19 protein-coding genes and 1 pseudogene are annotated in these 17,702 nt (G+C 74.0%); 10 read left to right on the plus strand and 10 right to left on the minus strand.

Translation table 11 applies throughout. From position 1 onward, the window contains the following. Positions 1-5 precede the first annotated feature (5 nt). The 6 genes from AMIR_RS19395 to AMIR_RS19420 all read left to right on the plus strand — a co-directional run bounded on the left by AMIR_RS19395 (position 6) and on the right by AMIR_RS19420 (position 5,995). A complete protein-coding gene (locus AMIR_RS19395; protein WP_015802654.1) occupies positions 6-878 on the plus strand; it encodes a TauD/TfdA dioxygenase family protein in 873 nt (290 codons plus the stop codon). A gap of 1 nt (position 879) precedes the next feature. Further along, positions 880-2,091, plus strand: a complete 1,212-nt coding sequence (locus AMIR_RS19400) for a cytochrome P450 family protein (protein ID WP_015802655.1) — start codon at positions 880-882, stop codon at positions 2,089-2,091. After that, positions 2,088-2,765 (plus strand): glycosyltransferase family protein, encoded by a 678-nt coding sequence (locus AMIR_RS19405; protein WP_015802656.1) that lies wholly within the window; start codon positions 2,088-2,090, stop codon positions 2,763-2,765. Before AMIR_RS19400 ends, AMIR_RS19405 begins: the two co-directional genes overlap by 4 nt. A gap of 2 nt (positions 2,766-2,767) precedes the next feature. Further along, positions 2,768-4,219 carry a serine hydrolase domain-containing protein gene (locus AMIR_RS19410; protein ID WP_015802657.1) on the plus strand — a complete coding sequence of 484 codons (1,452 nt, stop codon included), beginning with the start codon at positions 2,768-2,770 and terminating at the stop codon, positions 4,217-4,219. After that, positions 4,216-5,409 (plus strand): glycosyltransferase, encoded by a 1,194-nt coding sequence (locus AMIR_RS19415; protein WP_015802658.1) that lies wholly within the window; start codon positions 4,216-4,218, stop codon positions 5,407-5,409. The genes AMIR_RS19410 and AMIR_RS19415 overlap by 4 nt, the downstream gene beginning before the upstream one ends. A 145-nt stretch (positions 5,410-5,554) precedes the next feature. Beyond that, positions 5,555-5,995 (plus strand): hypothetical protein, encoded by a 441-nt coding sequence (locus AMIR_RS19420; RefSeq protein WP_015802659.1) that lies wholly within the window; start codon positions 5,555-5,557, stop codon positions 5,993-5,995. Between the two features lie 43 nt (positions 5,996-6,038). Here the strand turns inward: AMIR_RS19420 and AMIR_RS19425 are convergent, their stop codons facing one another. Then, positions 6,039-6,902, minus strand: a complete 864-nt coding sequence (locus tag AMIR_RS19425; protein WP_015802660.1) for an NmrA family NAD(P)-binding protein — start codon at positions 6,900-6,902, stop codon at positions 6,039-6,041. A gap of 96 nt (positions 6,903-6,998) precedes the next feature. Here AMIR_RS19425 and AMIR_RS19430 point away from each other — a divergent pair, with 96 nt between their 5' ends. Continuing rightward, positions 6,999-7,874, plus strand: a complete 876-nt coding sequence (locus AMIR_RS19430) for a LysR family transcriptional regulator (protein ID WP_015802661.1) — start codon at positions 6,999-7,001, stop codon at positions 7,872-7,874. 52 nt (positions 7,875-7,926) lie between these two features. On the opposite strand, the gene AMIR_RS19435 is transcribed toward AMIR_RS19430, so the two are convergent. From AMIR_RS19435 to AMIR_RS19460, 6 genes are all read right to left on the minus strand, one after another. After that, positions 7,927-8,220: a hypothetical protein gene (locus AMIR_RS19435; RefSeq protein ID WP_041836873.1), complete on the minus strand. Its 294-nt coding sequence runs from the start codon at positions 8,218-8,220 to the stop codon at positions 7,927-7,929. Between the two features lie 247 nt (positions 8,221-8,467). Beyond that, positions 8,468-8,968: a cupin domain-containing protein gene (locus AMIR_RS19440; RefSeq protein WP_015802663.1), complete on the minus strand. Its 501-nt coding sequence runs from the start codon at positions 8,966-8,968 to the stop codon at positions 8,468-8,470. A 45-nt stretch (positions 8,969-9,013) separates the two neighbouring features. Further along, entirely contained in the window at positions 9,014-9,958 is a 945-nt protein-coding gene (locus AMIR_RS19445; RefSeq protein WP_015802664.1) for an NADP-dependent oxidoreductase, read from the minus strand. A gap of 160 nt (positions 9,959-10,118) precedes the next feature. Beyond that, positions 10,119-10,973, minus strand: coding sequence for an MmyB family transcriptional regulator (locus tag AMIR_RS19450; RefSeq protein WP_015802665.1), 855 nt, complete (start codon positions 10,971-10,973; stop codon positions 10,119-10,121). 77 nt (positions 10,974-11,050) lie between these two features. Continuing rightward, on the minus strand, positions 11,051-11,479 hold the full coding sequence (locus AMIR_RS19455) for a hypothetical protein (protein ID WP_143760799.1): 429 nt from the start codon (positions 11,477-11,479) through the stop codon (positions 11,051-11,053). Between the two features lie 20 nt (positions 11,480-11,499). Next, positions 11,500-11,766 carry a WD40 repeat domain-containing protein gene (locus AMIR_RS19460; RefSeq protein ID WP_015802667.1) on the minus strand — a complete coding sequence of 89 codons (267 nt, stop codon included), beginning with the start codon at positions 11,764-11,766 and terminating at the stop codon, positions 11,500-11,502. Between the two features lie 422 nt (positions 11,767-12,188). Here AMIR_RS19460 and AMIR_RS19465 point away from each other — a divergent pair, with 422 nt between their 5' ends. Further along, positions 12,189-13,079, plus strand: coding sequence for an endo-beta-N-acetylglucosaminidase H (locus AMIR_RS19465; protein ID WP_015802668.1), 891 nt, complete (start codon positions 12,189-12,191; stop codon positions 13,077-13,079). Positions 13,080-13,587: 508 nt separating this feature from the next. Here the strand turns inward: AMIR_RS19465 and AMIR_RS42015 are convergent. The 3 genes and pseudogenes from AMIR_RS42015 to AMIR_RS19475 all read right to left on the minus strand — a co-directional run. Further along, positions 13,588-13,914: an MBL fold metallo-hydrolase gene (locus tag AMIR_RS42015; RefSeq protein WP_245554521.1), complete on the minus strand. Its 327-nt coding sequence runs from the start codon at positions 13,912-13,914 to the stop codon at positions 13,588-13,590. Positions 13,915-13,932: 18 nt separating this feature from the next. After that, positions 13,933-14,268, minus strand: a complete 336-nt coding sequence (locus AMIR_RS42020) for an MBL fold metallo-hydrolase (RefSeq protein ID WP_049796893.1) — start codon at positions 14,266-14,268, stop codon at positions 13,933-13,935. Between the two features lie 722 nt (positions 14,269-14,990). Continuing rightward, a pseudogene (locus tag AMIR_RS19475) lies at positions 14,991-15,440 on the minus strand (aminoglycoside phosphotransferase family protein); the annotation flags it as partial. Between the two features lie 177 nt (positions 15,441-15,617). On the opposite strand from AMIR_RS19475, the gene AMIR_RS19480 reads away from it, so the two are divergent. Together AMIR_RS19480 and AMIR_RS19485 are read left to right on the plus strand one after the other, a co-directional pair. After that, complete coding sequence (locus AMIR_RS19480) at positions 15,618-16,571, plus strand: FecCD family ABC transporter permease (protein ID WP_240439046.1); 954 nt, start codon at positions 15,618-15,620, stop codon at positions 16,569-16,571. Between the two features lie 127 nt (positions 16,572-16,698). Further along, positions 16,699-17,616: an ABC transporter substrate-binding protein gene (locus AMIR_RS19485; protein ID WP_245554522.1), complete on the plus strand. Its 918-nt coding sequence runs from the start codon at positions 16,699-16,701 to the stop codon at positions 17,614-17,616. Positions 17,617-17,702 lie beyond the last annotated feature (86 nt).

Consider the following 17,702-nt stretch of genomic DNA (forward strand, 5'->3'; position numbering starts at 1 on the left):
ACCCCATGGAGCAGTACGAGCTCGACGCCGTCAAGCGGATCACCACCCGACCGCCGCGCGACCACCGGACGTTGGCGGTGCGCGGCCTGACCCCGGTCATCGGCGCCGAGGTCAGCGGCCTGGACCTGAGCCGGGAGCTGACCGGGGACCAGCTCGCCGAGCTGAGGACGGTGTTCCTGGACCACCACGTGCTGGTGTTCCGCGACCAGGACCTCACGCCGGAGGACCACCAGCGCCTGGCCGCGCACTTCGGCGAGCTGCGCCCGGTGAACCCGCCGCCGGAGCACGGCAACCCGTACATCCTGGAGGTGGCGACCTCCCCGGAGGCCGCCACCGTGTTCGGCAACGGCTGGCACGCCGACGGCACCGCCGACGCCGAGCCCTCGCTCGGCTCGATGCTGCACATCACGGAGATGCCCGCGCCGGGCAGCGGCGGTGACACGCTCTTCGCGAACATGCACCTCGCCTACGACATGCTCTCGCCGAAGCTGAAGGAGCTGCTGACCGGGCTGACCGCGATCCACGACGGCGCGCACGCCTTCCGGGGCCACAAGATCCCCGAGGGCTACGAGCCGCCGGTCAGCGAGCACCCGGTCGTCGTGCGGCACCCGGAGACCGACCGGCCGCTGCTGTACGTGAACCCGGCCTACACCTCGCGCATCCCCCAGCTGTCGGCCGACGAGAGCCGGGCCGTGCTCGACCTGCTGTTCTCGGTCGTGCCGAACCGGCCGATGCTGGCCTGCCGGGTGCGCTGGGAGCCGAACACCCTGGTGTTCTGGGACAACCGCTGCGTCCAGCACCACGCGGTCTACGACTACTACCCGCACACCCGCTTCGGCCACCGCGTCGCCATCAACGGCGGCCCCCTGAAAGGCTGACATGTCGTCCGAACCCGTGGTGGACGTCAGCGACCCGGCCGTCCTCGGCGACCCGGTGGGCGGGTACGACCACCTCCTCGCCGAGCGGCCGGTCTGCTGGGCCCGGTTGCCCGGCGGCCAGGAGGGCTGGCTCGTGACCGGCAACGCCGAGGTCCGCGCCGTGCTGACGCATCCGGCCGTGCGCAACGATCCCACCGGCCTCCCGGGACGGGGCGCGCGGACCCAGGAGGAGGTGTTCCTCGCGCTGGGCACGCCCCCGGAGCACCTGCCGTACCTGCGGGCGAGCCTGCTGAGCCTCGACGGCGCCGAGCACGCGCGGCTGCGGCGCGGCATCGGCCACGCGTTCAGCGCGTCCCGCGTCCAGGCGCTGCGGCCACGGGTGCAGGAGATCGTCGACGGGCTGCTCGACGGTCTCGGCCCGGCGACCGCGGACCTGCTGGAGGAGTACGCCTACCCGCTGGCCATGGCCGTGGTCTGCGAGCTGGTCGGGGTGCCCGAGGCGGACTGGGCGCACTGGTACCGCTGGGGCAAGGCCCTGGTCGACGGCGACCCGGCGCGGATCACGCCGACGCTCGGCGAGATGTTCGCCCACTGCCACGAGCTCGTCGACCGGCGCCGGGCCGAACCCCGCGCGGACCTGCTCAGCGAGGTCGTCGCCAGGGACGACCTGACCGACGTCGACGTCGTGGCGCTCGTGGTGTTCCTCGTGCTCGCCGGGCACGAGACCATGGCGCACCTGCTGTCGAACGCGGCGCTCGCGCTGATGCGCGACCCCGCCCAGCGGGAGCTGCTGCGCGCGGAGCCGGGGCTGTGGCCCGCCGCGGTCCGCGAGCTGGTCCGCACCGACGGCCCGGTGCAGCTGGCGCGGCTGCGCTACGCCGCGACCGACCTGGAGGTGGGTGGCGTGCGGATCAGCGCCGGGGACGCCGTGCAGGCGGTGCTCGGGGCCGCCAACCGCGACCCGGCCCAGTTCGCCTGCCCGCGCCACGCCGACGTGCGCGGGCAGGCCGAGCGCGGCGCTCGCGAGGGCGGCGTCGGGTTCGGCTGGGGTCCGCACTTCTGCCTCGGCGTCGCCCTGGCGAAGGTCGAGGCCGAGATCGCGCTGCGGAGCCTGTTCGACCGGTTCCCCTCGGTGGCGCCGGTCGGCGAACCGGCGTGGGTGCCGCTGCCGCGGGGGCGGCACCGGGTCGCGCTGGAGGTGGCGCTGCGGTGAGCGCGCCCGACGTCTCGGTCATCCTGCCCTGCGCCGGGCTCGGCACGCGGTTCGGCGCGCCGTACGCGAAGGAGCTGCACTGCCTGGCCCCAGGGGTCACCGTGCTCGACCGCAGCCTGGAGCCCGTGGTCGAACTGGCCGAGGGCGGGGCGGCCGTGCGGGTGGTCGTCGTGTTCGGCCCGCACAAGCTGGACACGGTGGAGTACCTGGCGCGCTACGCCGGGACCCTCCAGCTGGTCTTCGTCTACCAGGACGACGCCGAACCGGGGCTCGACGGCGCGATCCGCTGCGCGCTGCCGATGACGCGGGGACCGGTGGCCCTCGTCCTGCCCGACATCGTCGTCAGCGACGCGGGCGGCCTGCGGGAGGCCCTGCGGCTGGCGGGCGCGTCGGCGTGGGGCGTGGTGGCCGCGAAGGAGCGCGACCCCGTCGTGCTGCGGCAGATGGGCGCGCTCGCCGTGGACGGCGAGGACGGCGTCGTGACCGTCGAGGCCGCCGCGGAGAAGCCGGCCGACCCGGCGGGCTTCAACGCGCTCTGGGGCATCGTGGCGGTCGCCGAGGACCAGGCCCACCGGCTGCCGGACGTGGCGCGGCGGGACGCGGACAGCCCGCTGGCGGGCGCTCGCGCCCTGATGGTCGAGCGGATCGTCAACTACAACACCACCGAGGGGTGAGCGTGCTCGACGACGTGATGGCGGCGCTCGACGCGGTCCTGCCCCGGTTGGCCGCCGTGACCGGCACCCCCGGTGTCGCGGTGGCGGTGGCGACGAGCGAGGAGCTCCGCACGGCCGCGACCGGGTTCGCCGACCTGGCCGCGAGCACGCCGATGACCGCCGAGACCGTCGCGCCCGCGGGCTCGCTCACCAAACCGGTCACCGGCCTGGCCTTCGCGCGACTGGTCGAGGCGGGCGCGGTCGGGTGGGACACGCCGGTCGACGACGTGCTCCCCGCCGGGCTGCGCGGTCCCGGCGCGGCGCCGGTCACCACCGCCGCGCTGGCCGCCCACCGGGGCGGCTACCGCAGCGACATCGTCACCGCCCTGGCGCCTTCCGCGCCGGTGGAGCCGATCCTCGACTACGTCCGGCGGCGGCACGGGGCCGGCCGCGCCGTCGAGTACGGCGGAGCGCTGCCGCTGGTGGCGCAACCGGGGCCGTACTCCTACTCCAGCTTCGGGATCGGCGTGCTCGGCGGCGTCGTCGAGCACCTGGCGGGCGAGCCGTACGAGGCCCGCGTCGACCGGGAGGTGTTCGCGGCGGCCGGGATGACGGGCACGAACGTCAACGGCGCCGTCGGGGCCACCGGCTACACGGCGTTCGGCGACTGGTGCGTGCCGAGCCCGCCGCTGCGGACGGCGGCCTATCCGGGGGCCGGGATGAACACCAGCGCGGCGGACTTCGCGCGGCTGCTCCAGTCCTTGCTGCGCACCGCCCGCGGCGACCGCGGCCTGGTCGGGCCGGACTCGCTCGCGGCGATGACGACCCCGCGCGTCGAGCGCCCGAGCCCGCACGGCGTCCGCTCGTTCTCCGGCCTGACGTTCGAGCTCGCCGACCCGGACCTGGGCGAGGACTGGTGGTGGGGGCACACGGCGGCGTTCCCGTGGGGGTTCTGGTGGGAGGCGCGGGTCTGGCCGCACCGGGACCTGGCCGCGGTCGCGGTGGGCAACCGGTGGGACATGGCCAGGTTCCACAACCCCGCCACCCGCAGCGCCCCCGGCCTGGCCGTGGACTGGGCGGGCCGCTGGGCGCGCTCCGGTGCGCCCGCGAAGCTCCCGGACCGGGACGGCGGCCCCCGGTGGACCGGTCCCCGGCCCACCCCGGAGAGCTCGCGCTGGATGGGCGTGCTGGTGGGGGAACGCACCCACGGCCTGCTCGGCGTGCCCGAGGCCCTGCCGGTCGCGGAGCTGACCGGCGGCGCGCGCTCCCTCGGCGGCGGGGACGCGTCCGGCTGGGACCCGGCGGCGTTCGGGCGGGGCGTGGCGCAGGCGCGGGCGGTGGCGCCGGACCCGGCCGCGCTCGGCGCGCTGGGCCGCGAACTCGGCCCGGCCGCGGCCCTGTGGATGCTGGAGTGCGGGGCGTCGAGCGCGGACGTCACGATGCCGGTCGGCTTCTACGCGGGGACGGCCCGGTGACGCGGGTGCTGCTCTCGACGTACGGGACGCGCGGCGACGTCGAACCGCTGCTGGCCCTCGCGGTGGAGCTCCGCGCGCTCGACGCCGAGGTGCGGGTGTGCGCCCCGCCGGACGCGGAGTTCGCGCGGCGGCTGGCCGGTCTCGGGATCGACGCCGTGCCGGTGGGCCCGCCGATCCGGGCGCTGATGAGCGGCACGACCCCGCCGTCGGCGGCGGAGCTGTCCCGGTACCGCGCCGAGCTGGTCGACGCGCAGTTCTCCGTCCTCCCCTCGGCGGTCGCCGGGTGCGACGCGCTGGTCGTGGCGGGCCTGGCGCAGGTCGCCGCCCGCTCCGTGGCCGAGGCCGCGGGCATCCGGTACGCGTACGCGACCTACGCGGCGGTCAACCTGCCGTCACCGCACCACGCGCCGCCCCCGCGCCCCGGCTGGCCGGAGCCGGAGGGTGACAACACGACGCGGTGGAGGCTCGACGCCGACCTGGTCGACGCGCAGTTCCGCGAGCCGCTCAACCGCCACCGCGCCGCGCTCGGCCTGCCCCCGGTGGCCGCGGTGCGCGACCACGTCCACTCGGATCGACCGTGGCTGGCCGCAGACCCGCTCCTGGGCCCCTGGCCGCCGGGCCACGACCTGGAAGTGGTCCAGACCGGCGCGTGGACCGCGGTGGACGAACGCCCGCTGCCCGCCGACCTGGTGGAGTTCCTGGCCGCGGGCGCGCCACCGGTCTACGTGGGTTTCGGCAGCATCGGCCCGGTGCCCGGAGTCGCCCGCTCCGCGGTCGAGGCAGGCCGCGCCCGGGGTCACCGCGTCCTGGTTTCCCGTGGCTGGGCGGACCTGGACGTGGTCGACGGCCAGGACGACTGCTTCGCCGTCGGCGACGTCAACCACCAGCGCCTGTTCGGCGAACTGGCGGCGGTGATCCACCACGGCGGCGCGGGAACCACGCACACGGCCGCCAGGGCAGGCGTGCCGCAGGTGGTCGTCCCGATCCAGGTGGCCGACAACCCGTACTGGGCCGGTCAGGTGGCGGCCTGCGGGATCGGCGTGGCCCTGGACGGCCGAACGGCGACGGCGCAGACCCTGGCGGCGGCGCTGGAAACGGCGCTCGCCCCCGAAACCCGCGACCGGGCCAGGGCGCTGGGAGCCGGGATCCGCACCGACGGGGCGAGGAGGGCGGCACGCCTGCTGCTCTGAGGCGCGGTGGGGTGGAGGTCCGCTGAACGCCTTCATCGTGGGTGGCGACGGGTCTCGACGTGGTGCGGGGACCGGGACGGCCACGACGGTCGCGGTGGCCCGACGCGTTCAGCGGGGCGCGGCGGGGACGGGCTAGGGTGCCCCGGTGAGTCTCCTCGACGACGTGGCCGAACGCGACGGCTGGCGCTGCTGGGTGTGCGACGAGCCCGTCGACCCCGACATGTCCGTGAACGACCCCAGGGGACCCAGCGTCGACAGCAGGACCGCCGACCGCAAGGCCAAGATCGCCGAGCGGCTGGCCCACCGGGGCTGCAACACCCGCAAGGGCGCGGTCAAGGTCGTCATCGCCTGGCCCGAGCGCCTGCACGTGGCCGAACCCGCGCCGCTGATCACCGTCGCCGGACGGCTGGAGCGCAAGGGCGGACGCGAGATGGTCGCCCGCTGCCCCACCCGCCAGGACGCCCAGGACGCGGCGGACTGGCTGGAGGACCGCTTCTCCCGCTTGACCCCCGACCTGCCGGTGACCGCGACCGTCGAAGCCGGTGGCGGCCAGTTCCTCGTCGTCCTGTCCACCGGACGCCGCTGACCCGGCACGCCCTGGTGACGGCGCGCGCCCGCCACCCGCCGGATCAGGGCGTCCGCCGGATCCCCTCCGCCAGCACCGCGCCGAGCCGCGTCGGCGGGCGGCCGAGCAGCGTCGTGAGGGTCGGGTCCGCGGTGGCGAAGTCGCCGCGTCGCGCCGCCGCGAACAGGCCGACGAGCATCGTCGCCCCCGCCTCCGGCACGCCGTGCCCGACCAGGTCGGCGTGGTACCGCTCGTCCGACACCACCACCCGCCTGATCGCCCTGCCGGTCACCGACGACGCCAGTTCGGCGATCCCCCCGGCGTCCAGCGCCTCCCCCGCCGTTAGCGGGGCGGTGCGCCCGGTCGGGGCGTCGCCGGTCAGCGCCAGCGCCGCCGCCTCCGCGAGGTCGGCGTGCGCCGTCCACGCCACGGGGCCGTCCTCCGGCACGGCCAGCTCCCCGGTGCGCAGCGCCCCGGCGAGCAGCTGGAGCACCGTCGAGGCGTAGAAGCCGTTGCGCAGCGCGGTGAACCCCACCCCGGACGACCGCAGCACGTCCTCGGTGGCGGTGTGGTCGGGCATCGGCGCGAACGGCGAGTCGGGGCGGGCGCCCGCGTGGCTGGTGTAGACGACGCGTTCCACGCCCGCGTCGACGGCGGCGCGCACGGCGTTGGCGTGCAGGCGCACGGCCTGCTCGCCGGTCCGGTCGACCGACACGACGAGCACCCGCGTCGCGCCCTCGAAGGCGTGCGCGAGACCGGCCGGGTCGGCGAAGTCGCCCGCGCGGACCCGGACGCCGCGCGCGGCGAGGTCCCGCGCCTTGGCGGGGTCGCGGACGCACACCCCGAGCTGCTCGGGCGCGACGCGGTCCAGAAGCCTCAGCGCGGTCTCGCGGCCGAGCTTGCCGGTGGCCCCGGTGACGACGATCATCTGCGGTGGTCCTTCCCTCGGTTCAGGGCACCAGCTTGGCGAGGGGGAAGGCGCAGGTGAAGGACCGTTCCGGACACGGGTGTTACCCTCCGGGACATGCCGGTCGAGTCGCGTCCGCTGCGGTACTTCGTCGCCGTCGCGCAGGAGCTGAACTTCGCCCGCGCCGCCGAGCGGCTGGCGATCTCCGCGCCGCCGCTGTCCCGCGCGATCCGCAAGCTGGAGGCGGACCTCGGCGTGGTGCTGTTCGAGCGGGACACCCACCGGGTCGCCCTCACCCCCGCCGGGCGGGTGCTGCTGGAGCAGGCGCGGCGGGCGCTGGAGGCGCTCGACGCGGCCGTCGCGCGGACCCGCAGGGCGGGCGAGGACGAGCCGAAGCTGGTGCTCGCGGTGAAGGCGGACAGCGACGCGGGCCTGCTGACGGCGATCCTCGACCGGTTCGCGGCGCAGCAGGACGCGACGCCGGTGTCGGTGCGGCTGTGCGGCTGGAACGAGCAGGCCGGGCTGCTGCGCCGGGGCGAGGCCGACGTGGCGCTGGCGCACCGGCCGTTCGACGAGACCGGCCTGGACTGGGAGGTGGTCGCCGCGGAGCGCCCGGTGGCCGCGGTGCCGGTCGCGCACCCGCTGGCGGGCCGGGACTCGGCGACGCTCACCGAGCTGGACCTGCCGTTCCGCACCGACGACGAGTTCGGGCGGCACCGCGAGGCGCTCGTGGCGCGGCACGGGGTCCGCGACCTGCCGCAACTGCTGAAGCTCGTGGAGCTGGGCGAGTTCGTGACGCTGGTGCCGGACTCGGTGGCGGTCCGCTACCCGCGTCCGGGCGTCGCCTACCTGCGGGTCCCGGACGCGCCACCGGTCGAGCTGGCGGTGGTGTGGCCTGGGGAGTCCCGGTCGCGGGCGGTGGCGGCGCTGGTGCGCGCAGCGGTAGCCGCGCACGACGTCACCGCTGCGACGAGTGGATCTGGGGCTGCTTGACGTGCTCGACGCGGCACGCGTTCGGGCGGCGGGACCGGCGGTGCCGCAACGGTCAGCCGTGCACCTCCAGCACGGCGAAGCCGATCTCGGAGGCGACCGCCAGCAGGGGCACGCCGCCGGTGGCCGGTGAGGCGGGTACGGCCACCAGGGCGGACGCCTGGTCGTCCAGCGCGAGTGAGATGACCTCGTCCGCCAGGTCCCACAACCGCACCAGGTGGCCGCCGCCCGCGGCCAGCACGGTGCGACCACCGGGCAGCGGGACCGCGGCCAGGTGGTCGGTCCTGCCCGGTGGCGGGTGCGCGGTCCTGGAACCCCCTGCCCTCGACCGCCAGCAGGACGCGACCACCTTCCAGCGCGGGGACGGGGTCGACGTGGAACGCCCACGTCGTCCGCTCCCGCGACTCGCGTGCCAGGTCCCACAGCCGCAGTTCGCCCCCGCCCGTGACTCCGGCCACCAGGCTCCGGTCCTCCCGGTGCACCCAGCCCACCTGGGCGCCCACCGGGTGCTCGGTCGTCCCCGACCCACGGCGTCATCGCCGCACCCCCTCCGACAGCGGGAGCGCCCGCCATCGGAGGTCATCCCGTGTCCCGCGTCAGAGGAACACGGACCGGTACCGCGACGCGAGGTCGGCGGCGCGCTTGCGGCGTTCGGCCTGCTCCTCCGGGGTGAGCTGCGGCGCCGGGGCGTCCCTGCCCTCGATGACGTCGCCGATCCGCAGGAAGTACTCGTCCTGACCGGCGGGCGTGCACATGCACAGCATCCGGGCGGGGGCGCCGGAGGTGTTGCGGAAGTTGTGCGGGGCGTTGGCCGGGATGTTGATGGTGGTCCCGGCGGGCACGACGTGCTTCTCGCCGCGGAAGGTGAACTCGATCTCGCCCTCCAGGACGGTGAACATCTCCTCGAAGTCGTGGCGGTGCGGGGGCGGGCCGCCGCCGTCGGGGACGCGCATCTCGATCAGGCAGTACCGGCCGTTCGTCTGCTCGCCGGAGATCAGCATCGCGTAGGTGTTGCCCACCAGCGACACGTGGGTCGTGCCGGGGGCGTCGGGGTTCGCGACGGTCAGCGAGCGGGACGGGTCGTCTTCGGGGATCACAGCGGTTTCTCCTCGTGCGGTGGGAAGTTCTGCGGTGGTGGCGGGTCAGGCGGTGGGCGCGAGGACGACGGTCTTGCCCGGCAGCCGTCCCGCGCCCGCCTCGGCGTGGAGCGCGGGCAGGTCGGCCAGCGCCACCCGCTGGGCCACCTCGACGTGCAGCTCGCCGGTGCTGACGCGGGCCGCGAGGTCGGCGAGCTGGTCGGCGTCGCTGCGGACGAACAGGTTGACGCCGCGCACGTTCCTGGCCTCGTCGGACGGGGCGGGCATCCACACGGTGGTGTTCACCAGGACGCCGCCGTCGCGGATCAGCGGGACCAGCGCGGCCAGCTGCTCCGGGGTGACCGGCGCGAGGTTGAGCACGAGGTCGACGGGCTCGGTCACCGCCGAGGGCACGTCGACGGCGGTGTGGTCGACCACCTCGTCGGCGCCCGCCGCCTCGACCCGCGCGGCGCTGCCGGGGCCGGCCGTGGCGATCACGTGGGCGCGCAGCTCCTTGGCCAGCTGCACGGCGTACCCGCCGACCGCGCCGCCCGCGCCGTTGATCAGCACCCGCTGGCCCGCGATCAGGCCGCCGTGGTCGAACAGCGCCTGCCAGGCGGTCAGGCCCACCAGCGGGAGCGCCGCCGCGTCGGCCAGCGGGATGCCCTTGGGCGCGCCGGTCAGGGCGTCGGCCGGGGCGATCGCGTACTCGGCGGCGGCGCCGGGGCCGGTCATCGGGAGGAAGCCGATGACCGCGTCGCCGACCGCGACGTCGGTGACGCCGTCGCCGAGCGCGTCGACCGTGCCCGCGACATCGATGCCGGGGGTGTGGGGCAGCTCGACCGGGATGGGGCCCTGCATGACCCCGGCGCGGATGTTGCCGTCGACGCCGTTGAAGGAGGTCGCGGCGACGCGGATCCTGACCTGTCCGGGGCCGGGGGTGGGCTGCTCGACGTCCTCGTGGACCAGGACCTCGGGGCCGCCGAACTGGTGGAAGCGCACTGCCTTCATCGTGGGACCTGCTTCGTGAGTGCCGTCAACGGCTCCGCGGGCTCGACCGGCGCCCAGCTCGCGAAGGCCTCCGTTCCCGCCTCACCGGCGGCCACCCCGTGGTGGCCGCCGGATCAGCGGTTCCTGAAGACGAGACCTACTCTCGCAGTGTCCGCCGCGGTTATCCTGGGCCGCGCCGGCCCACCTTCGTGATCGTCGGCTCCCCCGCGCTGTCGACGAGCTCCGCGAGCCGCGCCGCGTCGGCCGAGCCGGGCGCGGCGGTGAGCATCAGGGCGGCCAGGTCGTCGCCGGGGATGGCGAGCAGGTTGCCGACGAGCGTGACGGCGCCGCCGTCGGGGTGGACGAACGCGGCGCTGCTCTCGTAGGCGGTCACCGGTCGCGGTTCGCGCCAGAGGGTGTCGAACAGGCCGCTGCGGCTGCGCGTCTCGTCGATCAGGGCGGCGAGCTGGGCGTCGGCCGGGTAGCGCAGCAGGGCGGCGCGCAGGCGTGCCACCAGGACGGTCTCGTGGTCGGTGGCGTCGGCGGCGGACTGGCGGAAGCCGTGGAACGGGTCGCAGAACGTGCGCCAGGCGACGTTCCAGTCCCAGGGGTCGCCGGTGAGCTCCCAGTGCCCCAGGGCGAGGAACGCGCTGTTCACGGCGATGATGTTCATGGCCGCGTCCGAGACGAACATCGGCGTGTCCGTGAACCGCTCCAACAACCTGGCCGCGCCGGGCCCGATCTCGGCGGGCACCTGACCGTCCACGGCGGCGTACCCGGCCAACCCGCAGAGCCGCTCGTAATCCGCCCGGCCGACCCGCAACGCGCGGGCGATGGCGTTCACGACCCCGGCCGACGGGTGGCTGCGCCCCTGCTCCAAGCGGCGCACGTAGTCGGCGGACATCCCGGCGAGCTCACCGAGCTCCTCCCGCCGCAGTCCGCGGACCCGCCTGCGGCCGACCGGCAACCCGACGGTGGAGGGAGCCGTGCTCTCCCGCAACTGGCGCACGGCGTCGCCGAACTCGTGGTGCTTCACGCCCTGCAGTCTGCCTGAGGGGGTGGGGAGCGGCGGTGGGGCGTGGTGCTCGGGATCGAGATCGAGATCGGCTCCGGTCAGCCGGTCGTGGTCAGGACCAGGCAGAGGAGGGTGTCGTCCTCGTCCAGGATCTCGTGGCCGGTGACGTTGTCGCCCGCCACCGGGAGGACGAAGGCGTTCGCTCCCGTTTCCGCGTCCAGGATCAGCTCCGCCCAGTTGTGCCTGCGCAGGTGCGGTCCCCGCGCGCGGATGCCCTCGCGGGCCCTGGCGACCAGGGCGGGGAGGTCGGTGGCGCGACCCGCGGTCAGGGACGCTTCTTCTTCCCGCAGCACGGCGTGGTCCTCGATGTGGTGGACGTCGCCGTAGCCCTCCACGTCCCAGTCCGCCTCGGCGATCCGGGCCGGTTCGGCGAACGGGATCACCACCAGGTCGACGGTGTGGTCGAACCACGTCGGCGCAGGGGTGCGGCCGAACTTCTCGGCGAGGTCGTGCAGCAAGGTCTTCACGGCTTCTCCAGGGTCGATGGTCATGCGGTCGGCCGCCACACCGCGATGAGCGCGTCGGGTGAACCGGTGGCGATCACCAGGCCGTCCGCGGCGCCTCGGGCGGTCATCCCGCGGACCGGGGCGGCTGAGATCGGTTCGCCGAGCGGGAGGCCGGTCTCGGCGTCCCAGCGGCGCAGGGCGCCGTCGTCGGAACCGCTGAACACCACCGGGCCGACCACCGCCAGCGAGCGCACCCAGAGCCGGTGCAGGCCTCCCCCGCCAACCGTTGCCCGGTGCGGATGTCCCATCGCACCAGGCGACCGTCCTGGAAGCCGCCGAACAGCACGGACCGCTCAGCGACGACCAAGGACCACGGCCAGCCCTCGGCGTCGAGCGGGGCGTCCACCGCCTCCAGGGTGTCCGGGTTCCAAGGTGTCCGGGTTCCAGCGGCGCGCACCGCCGTCGCTGGACGCGGTGACCAGCACCTCGCCACCGTCCGCCGCGGGAATCGCGGCCAGCGCGGTGATCGGGCCCCGGCGCGGGGTGGCGATCACGAACGGGGCCGGTGCTGGGGTGCTGCGCATGGGGATCGGTCTACCACGGGGGCACGACGAATTCGGGTGCGGACAACTCACCGGACAGACGTGCCGCCTGCCGTGGACGGCGGGAGTTCGGCGCTGGTTCGCTGGGGTGGACAGCCCTGCCAACCCCAGGTGATGGGAGTTGATCGATGGTGTTCGGAGCCAGGCGGATCGGCGCGGTCGTGGCGGCGGTCCTGGTGTTGAGCGGTGGGACCGCGGCCTCGGCGGGCGAGTTCGCGAAGACCGGGCCGGTCTCCGTGGCGTACGTCGAGGTGAACAACCACAGCATGGCGAACGTCGGCAAGTACGAGCTGGTCGGGGGCGGGAACGTCTTCGACATCGGGGTGATCTTCGCGGCGAACATCAACTACGACACCGCGACGAAGTCGGCCTACCTGCACTTCAACCCGAACGTGCAGCGGGTGCTGGACAACGTGGCCACCGAGGTCCGGCCCCTGCAGGCCAAGGGGATCAAGGTGACGCTGTCGGTCCTGGGGAACCACCAGGGCGCCGGGTTCGCGAACTTCCCGAGCGAGCAGGCGGCCGGGGCGTTCGCGCGGCAGTTGGCCGACGCCGTGGAGAGGTACGGGTTGGACGGGATCGACTTCGACGACGAGTACGCGGAGTACGGGCGGAACGGGACGGGGCAGCCGAACGCCAGTTCGTTCGTGCACCTGGTGACGGCGCTGCGGGCGGCGATGCCCGCGGACAAGCTGATCACGTTGTACAACATCGGGCCTGCGGCTTCGCGGCTGTCGCACGGCGGGGTGGACGTGACGTCGAAGTTCGACTACGCGTGGAACCCGTACTACGGGACGTGGAGCGTGCCGCGGATGGCGTTGCCGAAGGCGGCGCTTTCGCCTGCGGCGGTGCAGATCGGGGCCACGTCGACCACGACGGCGGCGAACTTCGCGCGGCGGACGGTGAGCGAGGGGTATGGGGTGTACCTGACGTACAACCTCGGTGGCGGGGACTCGCACGCGTACATCTCGGCGTTCACGAGGGAGTTGTACGGCTCGGAGGCCCGGTACACCGGGTAGCGGGGTGGCGAGGGGCTGCCCGGTGGGGGCGGGCGGCCCCCGCGCCGGCTGAGGATCGCCGCCCGTGCGCTGCTCTCCTTGACCTCCCACGACCCCGATGAGCCGCTGGTGGAGGTGGTGGCTTGTGCGACAGCGGTTGCGAGTTGGTGTGCGGTGCTGACCGGGCTGCCGAACTTCGCCAGGCCTGCGGGGGCTTCCACGAGCAGCGTCGGGTAGCTGGTGACGCCGAGGGACCGGGTTCGGGAGCGCTCCGCGGCTGCGGTTCGGGTGGTTGCGGGGTTGTGCAGTGCGGTCAGGACGGTGGTGGGGTTGAGGTTCTCGGCTTCGGCGATGCGGCGGTAGGTGTCGGGGGCGGACAGGCTCAGGCCGTGGAGGTAGTGCGGGAACGCGAGGACTTCGACCTCGACGCCCGGCTGTTCGGCGAACCCGTGGAGGGCGTCGGTCAGGCCCCAGCACCAGCCGCAGTACGCGTCGAAGACGTAGGTGGCCTTCACGGGGGGTGTGGGGGTCAGTGCCACTCCAGTTCGCCCTTCACGACCTTCGGGCTCAGCTGGGCGGCGACCAGCAGGCCCGCTTCCGGGTACTCGGCGGTGAGGCGGGCGGTGGCCTCCTCTGCGGTCGCGGAGTTGGTGACGATCTTGTCGAACGCGACCAGGTAGTCGCGGGTCCAGGCGATCGCGGACCGGTCGAGGGCGCCGCCGGGGATGCGGTGACCGGGGTAGGTGATCGACGGGGTGTGGGCGGCCACGTCGTCGAGCGCGGCGATCCACGCCTGGTGCTGCGCGGGCTCGGGGCTGTCCGCCACCCAGACGTGCTGGTCCTGGAACAGGAGCACGCCCCCGAGGACCACGCGCTACTCGGGTTCGAAGAACCAGTGGCGGTCCGGGATCGGGTGCGCGCCGCCCTTGAGGTGGAGGGTGTGGCCCGCGAACTCCAGGTCGCCGCGCAGCGGGGTGACCTCGGGGAGGCGGGTCGGCAGGTTCGCGCCGGATGCGGCCCAGGCGACGAGCTTGCCCCCGCAGGTGGCCTTGATGTGGTCGATCACGAGCGGGGTGGCGAGGATCCGGGTGGTGGGGAAGGCGTCGGCCAGGACCATGATCTCGGTGTCGCCCTCGACCAGGACGGCGGTCTTGTTCTTGTGGCCTGCCGGGAAGTCGAGGTCGAGCAGGGTGTACTTGAGCGCTGGCATGGGGAAATGGCGGGCTGGCGGCGGCGGTCGCGGAATGCGTTCCTCGGACTGGCGCTTGCCGTTTTGGGACAGCGCTACGGGAGCGCTGCGCGGAACGCGGTCGGGGACGTGCCCGTGTGACCGGTGAAGTACTTGGTGAAGCCGGCCAGGTCGGGGAAGCCCAGGCGGGAGGCGTAGTCGCTGACCTTGCGGAGTTCCCGGAAGCGCCGTTCGAGCTCGTCGACGAACCACTGGTGCGCCTCGTCGGTGGCGGGGCGGGCTGGGGTGCTGACGATGTCGTCGGCGGCGAGCAGTTCGATGATCAGGCGGCGCCAGGCCGTGGTCCTGCAGGGGGATGCGGAGGTCGGCGGGGAGGTTGGGGCGGGTGGTCGCCCTTTGGAGGTCCTCCAGGGCGTGGGTCAGTTCGCGGTCGGGGTGGTTGACGCCTTCCCAGTGCACGCGGCGGGGTGCGGCGTGGGAGCGGCGGGCCAGGTCGTCGTCCAGGCGCTCTGTCGTGAAGAGGACCATGGCGCCTTCGACGGCCGCGATGAGGACCTCGACGCCGCTGGTCGCGGTGCCCGCCCGGTAGTGGACCTGGCGGACCGCCGGGGCACCGGGAGGGGGTGCGGGGCTCACGGTTCGTCGCTTTCGCTCACGCGGCGCAGGTCACTCAGCGTACGTTCTTCGCCATCGCGCTGCACGAGCGTCGGGGCGGGTGGGGGTGGGGTCGGCCCGCCTTGCGTCACGGCGTGGGCCACGGTGAGTTGGGGTGGGGCGAGGGTGGTTCTGCCGTCTTCTACGTCCCACAGGCAGTTCTGGAGGACTCGGCCCAGGGTCCACGCGGCTGCGCGGGCGTTCCAGTTGCCGTCCAGTGCGGGCCACAGGTCGAAACCTGGGTCGCCGGCCAGGGGGACGGGATCGATTGCCGGCCAGGGATGCCGTTCGCCTGCCAGCACGTTGTCGAAGTGCAGGTTCCGGTGCAGCAGGCGGTTTCCTGCGGCGGTTGGGGTTTGGGCGACCATTTTGGTTGCGATGTCGTGCAGGGTTGGGATGGTGTCGGAGGCGGGTGTGGAGGTCAGTTGGTCCAGCAGGGCGGCGATTGTGCGTATGGCCTTGCCGTCGTCTTTGACGGTTGCGAGTGTGCGGGTGCAGTCCAAGCGCTCCAACAGCATCGTGGTGGTTTTCGGGTCGTGCGGGTCAGGAGGTCGTCCACCAGGGCGGGCAGGTCGGACGGCCAGGAGCGGGCGGTGTCATCGGCTTGGAGGTGGGTGGTGATCAGGTGGTTGGGGACGCGCAGGTCCACGAGGGCTCCTCGGCGGGTGGCTGCGGCGCCGTTGGTGGTGGGGCTTGCCGGGGTGTTGGCGGTCAGTGTGGTTGTCTCCCTCGCTCTAGGGGCGGAACCGCTGCGGGTTGGCGGGGTTTGGGCGAGCGTGGTCGGGGCCGGGGGTGATCCGGTGTACGACGTGATCGTGTGGGACCTGCGGGCGCCGCGCGTGGTGACCGGGGCCGCGGTGGGGGCGGGATTGGCGTTGGCGGGGGCTGTGCTGCAGACGCTGGTGCGGAACCCGTTGGCCGACCCGCACTTGTTGGGGGTGTCGTCGGGGGCTTCGGTCGGGGCGACGTTGGTGATCGTCACGGGTGCGCTTGGCGGGCTCGGGGTTTGGGCGTTGTCGGTGGGGGCGCTGGTCGGGGCTGGGGTGGCGGCGCTGCTGGTGCTCGGGGTTTCGGCGGTGCAGGGTGGGCTTGCGCCGTTGCGGTTGGTGCTGACCGGGGTGGTGCTGTCGGCGGCTTTGTCCTCGGTGTCGAGCTTTGTGGTGTTCGTCGGCGGGGAGCCGGAGGCCGCCCAGGCGGTGCTGCACTGGTTGTTGGGCAGCTTGTCCGGGGCCACGTGGGCTGGGGCCTGGCCGGTGGTGGGGGTGGTGGTGGCGTCGGCGCTGGCGCTGGTGGCGGTGCACGGGTGGTTGGACGCGTTGGCCGGTGGTGAGGAGCTTGCTGCCACGTTGGGGGTTCCGGTTCGTGGGGTGCGGATCGGGTTGTTCGTGGTGACCTCGGTGTTGGTCGGGGTGCTCGTCGCGGTGTCGGGTGGTATCGGGTTCGTGGGGTTGGTCGTTCCGCACCTGGCGCGGTTGGCGGTGGGGGCGCGGCACTTGGCGGTGCTGCCGGTCGCGGCGCTTGGCGGGGCGGTGCTGCTGGTGTGGGTGGACGTGGCGGCCCGTGTGCTGGTGCGTCCGCAGGAGATGCCGTTGAGCGTGGTCACCGGGCTGGTGGGCGCGCCGGTGTTCCTGGTTCTGCTGGGGCGCAAGCGTTATGGGTTCTCCGGGTGATCTCCGTTGACGAGAAGGGACGAGGGTGACGACTTTTTGGCTTCGTGTCGTGTTTTCCGGGGCGGTCGTTTGTTCAGCGCTTTCCGGGTGTGGTGGGCGGGGCGGGAGCGCTGAGGGGCGCGTCGGCGTGGTCAACTGCGGTGAGGAGGTCTCCTACCCGAGTCCGGCCCAGCGGTTGTTCGTCAACCAGGGCAACCGGATCGCCACCGTGCTCGCCCTCGGCGCGGCGGACCGGGTGGCCGCGGTGAGCAGCGTCGGTGACGATCGGGACGTGCTCGCCGCGGCTTACGGGGCCGAGGTGGTGGACGGGCTCGTGGTCGCGACCGAGGGGCAGCCTTCGTTGGAGAACGTGGTCGCGCGGCGGGCCGACGTGGTGGTGTCGTGGTTCGGCGACGGGGACGCCGTGTCGCCGGAGCGGTTGGCGGAGCGGTCGATCGCCGCCTACCAGTCCACCGAGGGGTGTCGGAAGGGGACGGGGGCAGAGCGCGGCACGGTGGAGCCCTGGGAGGCGTTGCGGACCGACCTGCGCGGGTTGGGGCGGATCACCGGGCGGGAGGGGCGGGCCGAGGAGGTGGTGCGCGGGATCGAGGAGCGGTTGGGCGCGTTGGCAGCCGCTCCCGCGGCTGCGGAGCGGCCCTCGGTGTTCCTGTTCGACCGGGGGACTTCGGACGTCTACTCCAGCGGGGCTTACGGCGCGCCTCAGGCGATCATCGAGGCGGCGGGGGCGCGGAACGCGTTGGGGGACCTGGAGGAGTCCTGGACTTCGGTGTCGTGGGAGCGGGTCGTCGCGGCGCGGCCGGACTTCATCGCGTTCGTCGACTACGGCAGGCAGAGCTTCGAGGACAAGGTGGCGGTGCTGCGGACCAACCCGGCCACCAGGGACCTGCCCGCCGTCGTGGAGGGGCGGTTCCTGAACCTGCCGTTCGCGATGTGGACGAGCAGCCCGTTGAACGTGGACGCCGCCGAGCACCTGCGGGGCGCGCTGGAGGCGGGGAACCTGGTGCCGCGCAGCGGGATCGAGGCGCGGCTGGACGTGCCGGGCTGACGCCGGGGCCGGGCTGAAACCGGGCCGAGCTGAAACCAGGCCGGGTTGACGCCGGGCAGAGCTGACGCCGGACCGGGAGCAGCGTG

The organism is Actinosynnema mirum DSM 43827 (genome assembly GCF_000023245.1).
GTDB lineage: Bacteria > Actinomycetota > Actinomycetes > Mycobacteriales > Pseudonocardiaceae > Actinosynnema > Actinosynnema mirum.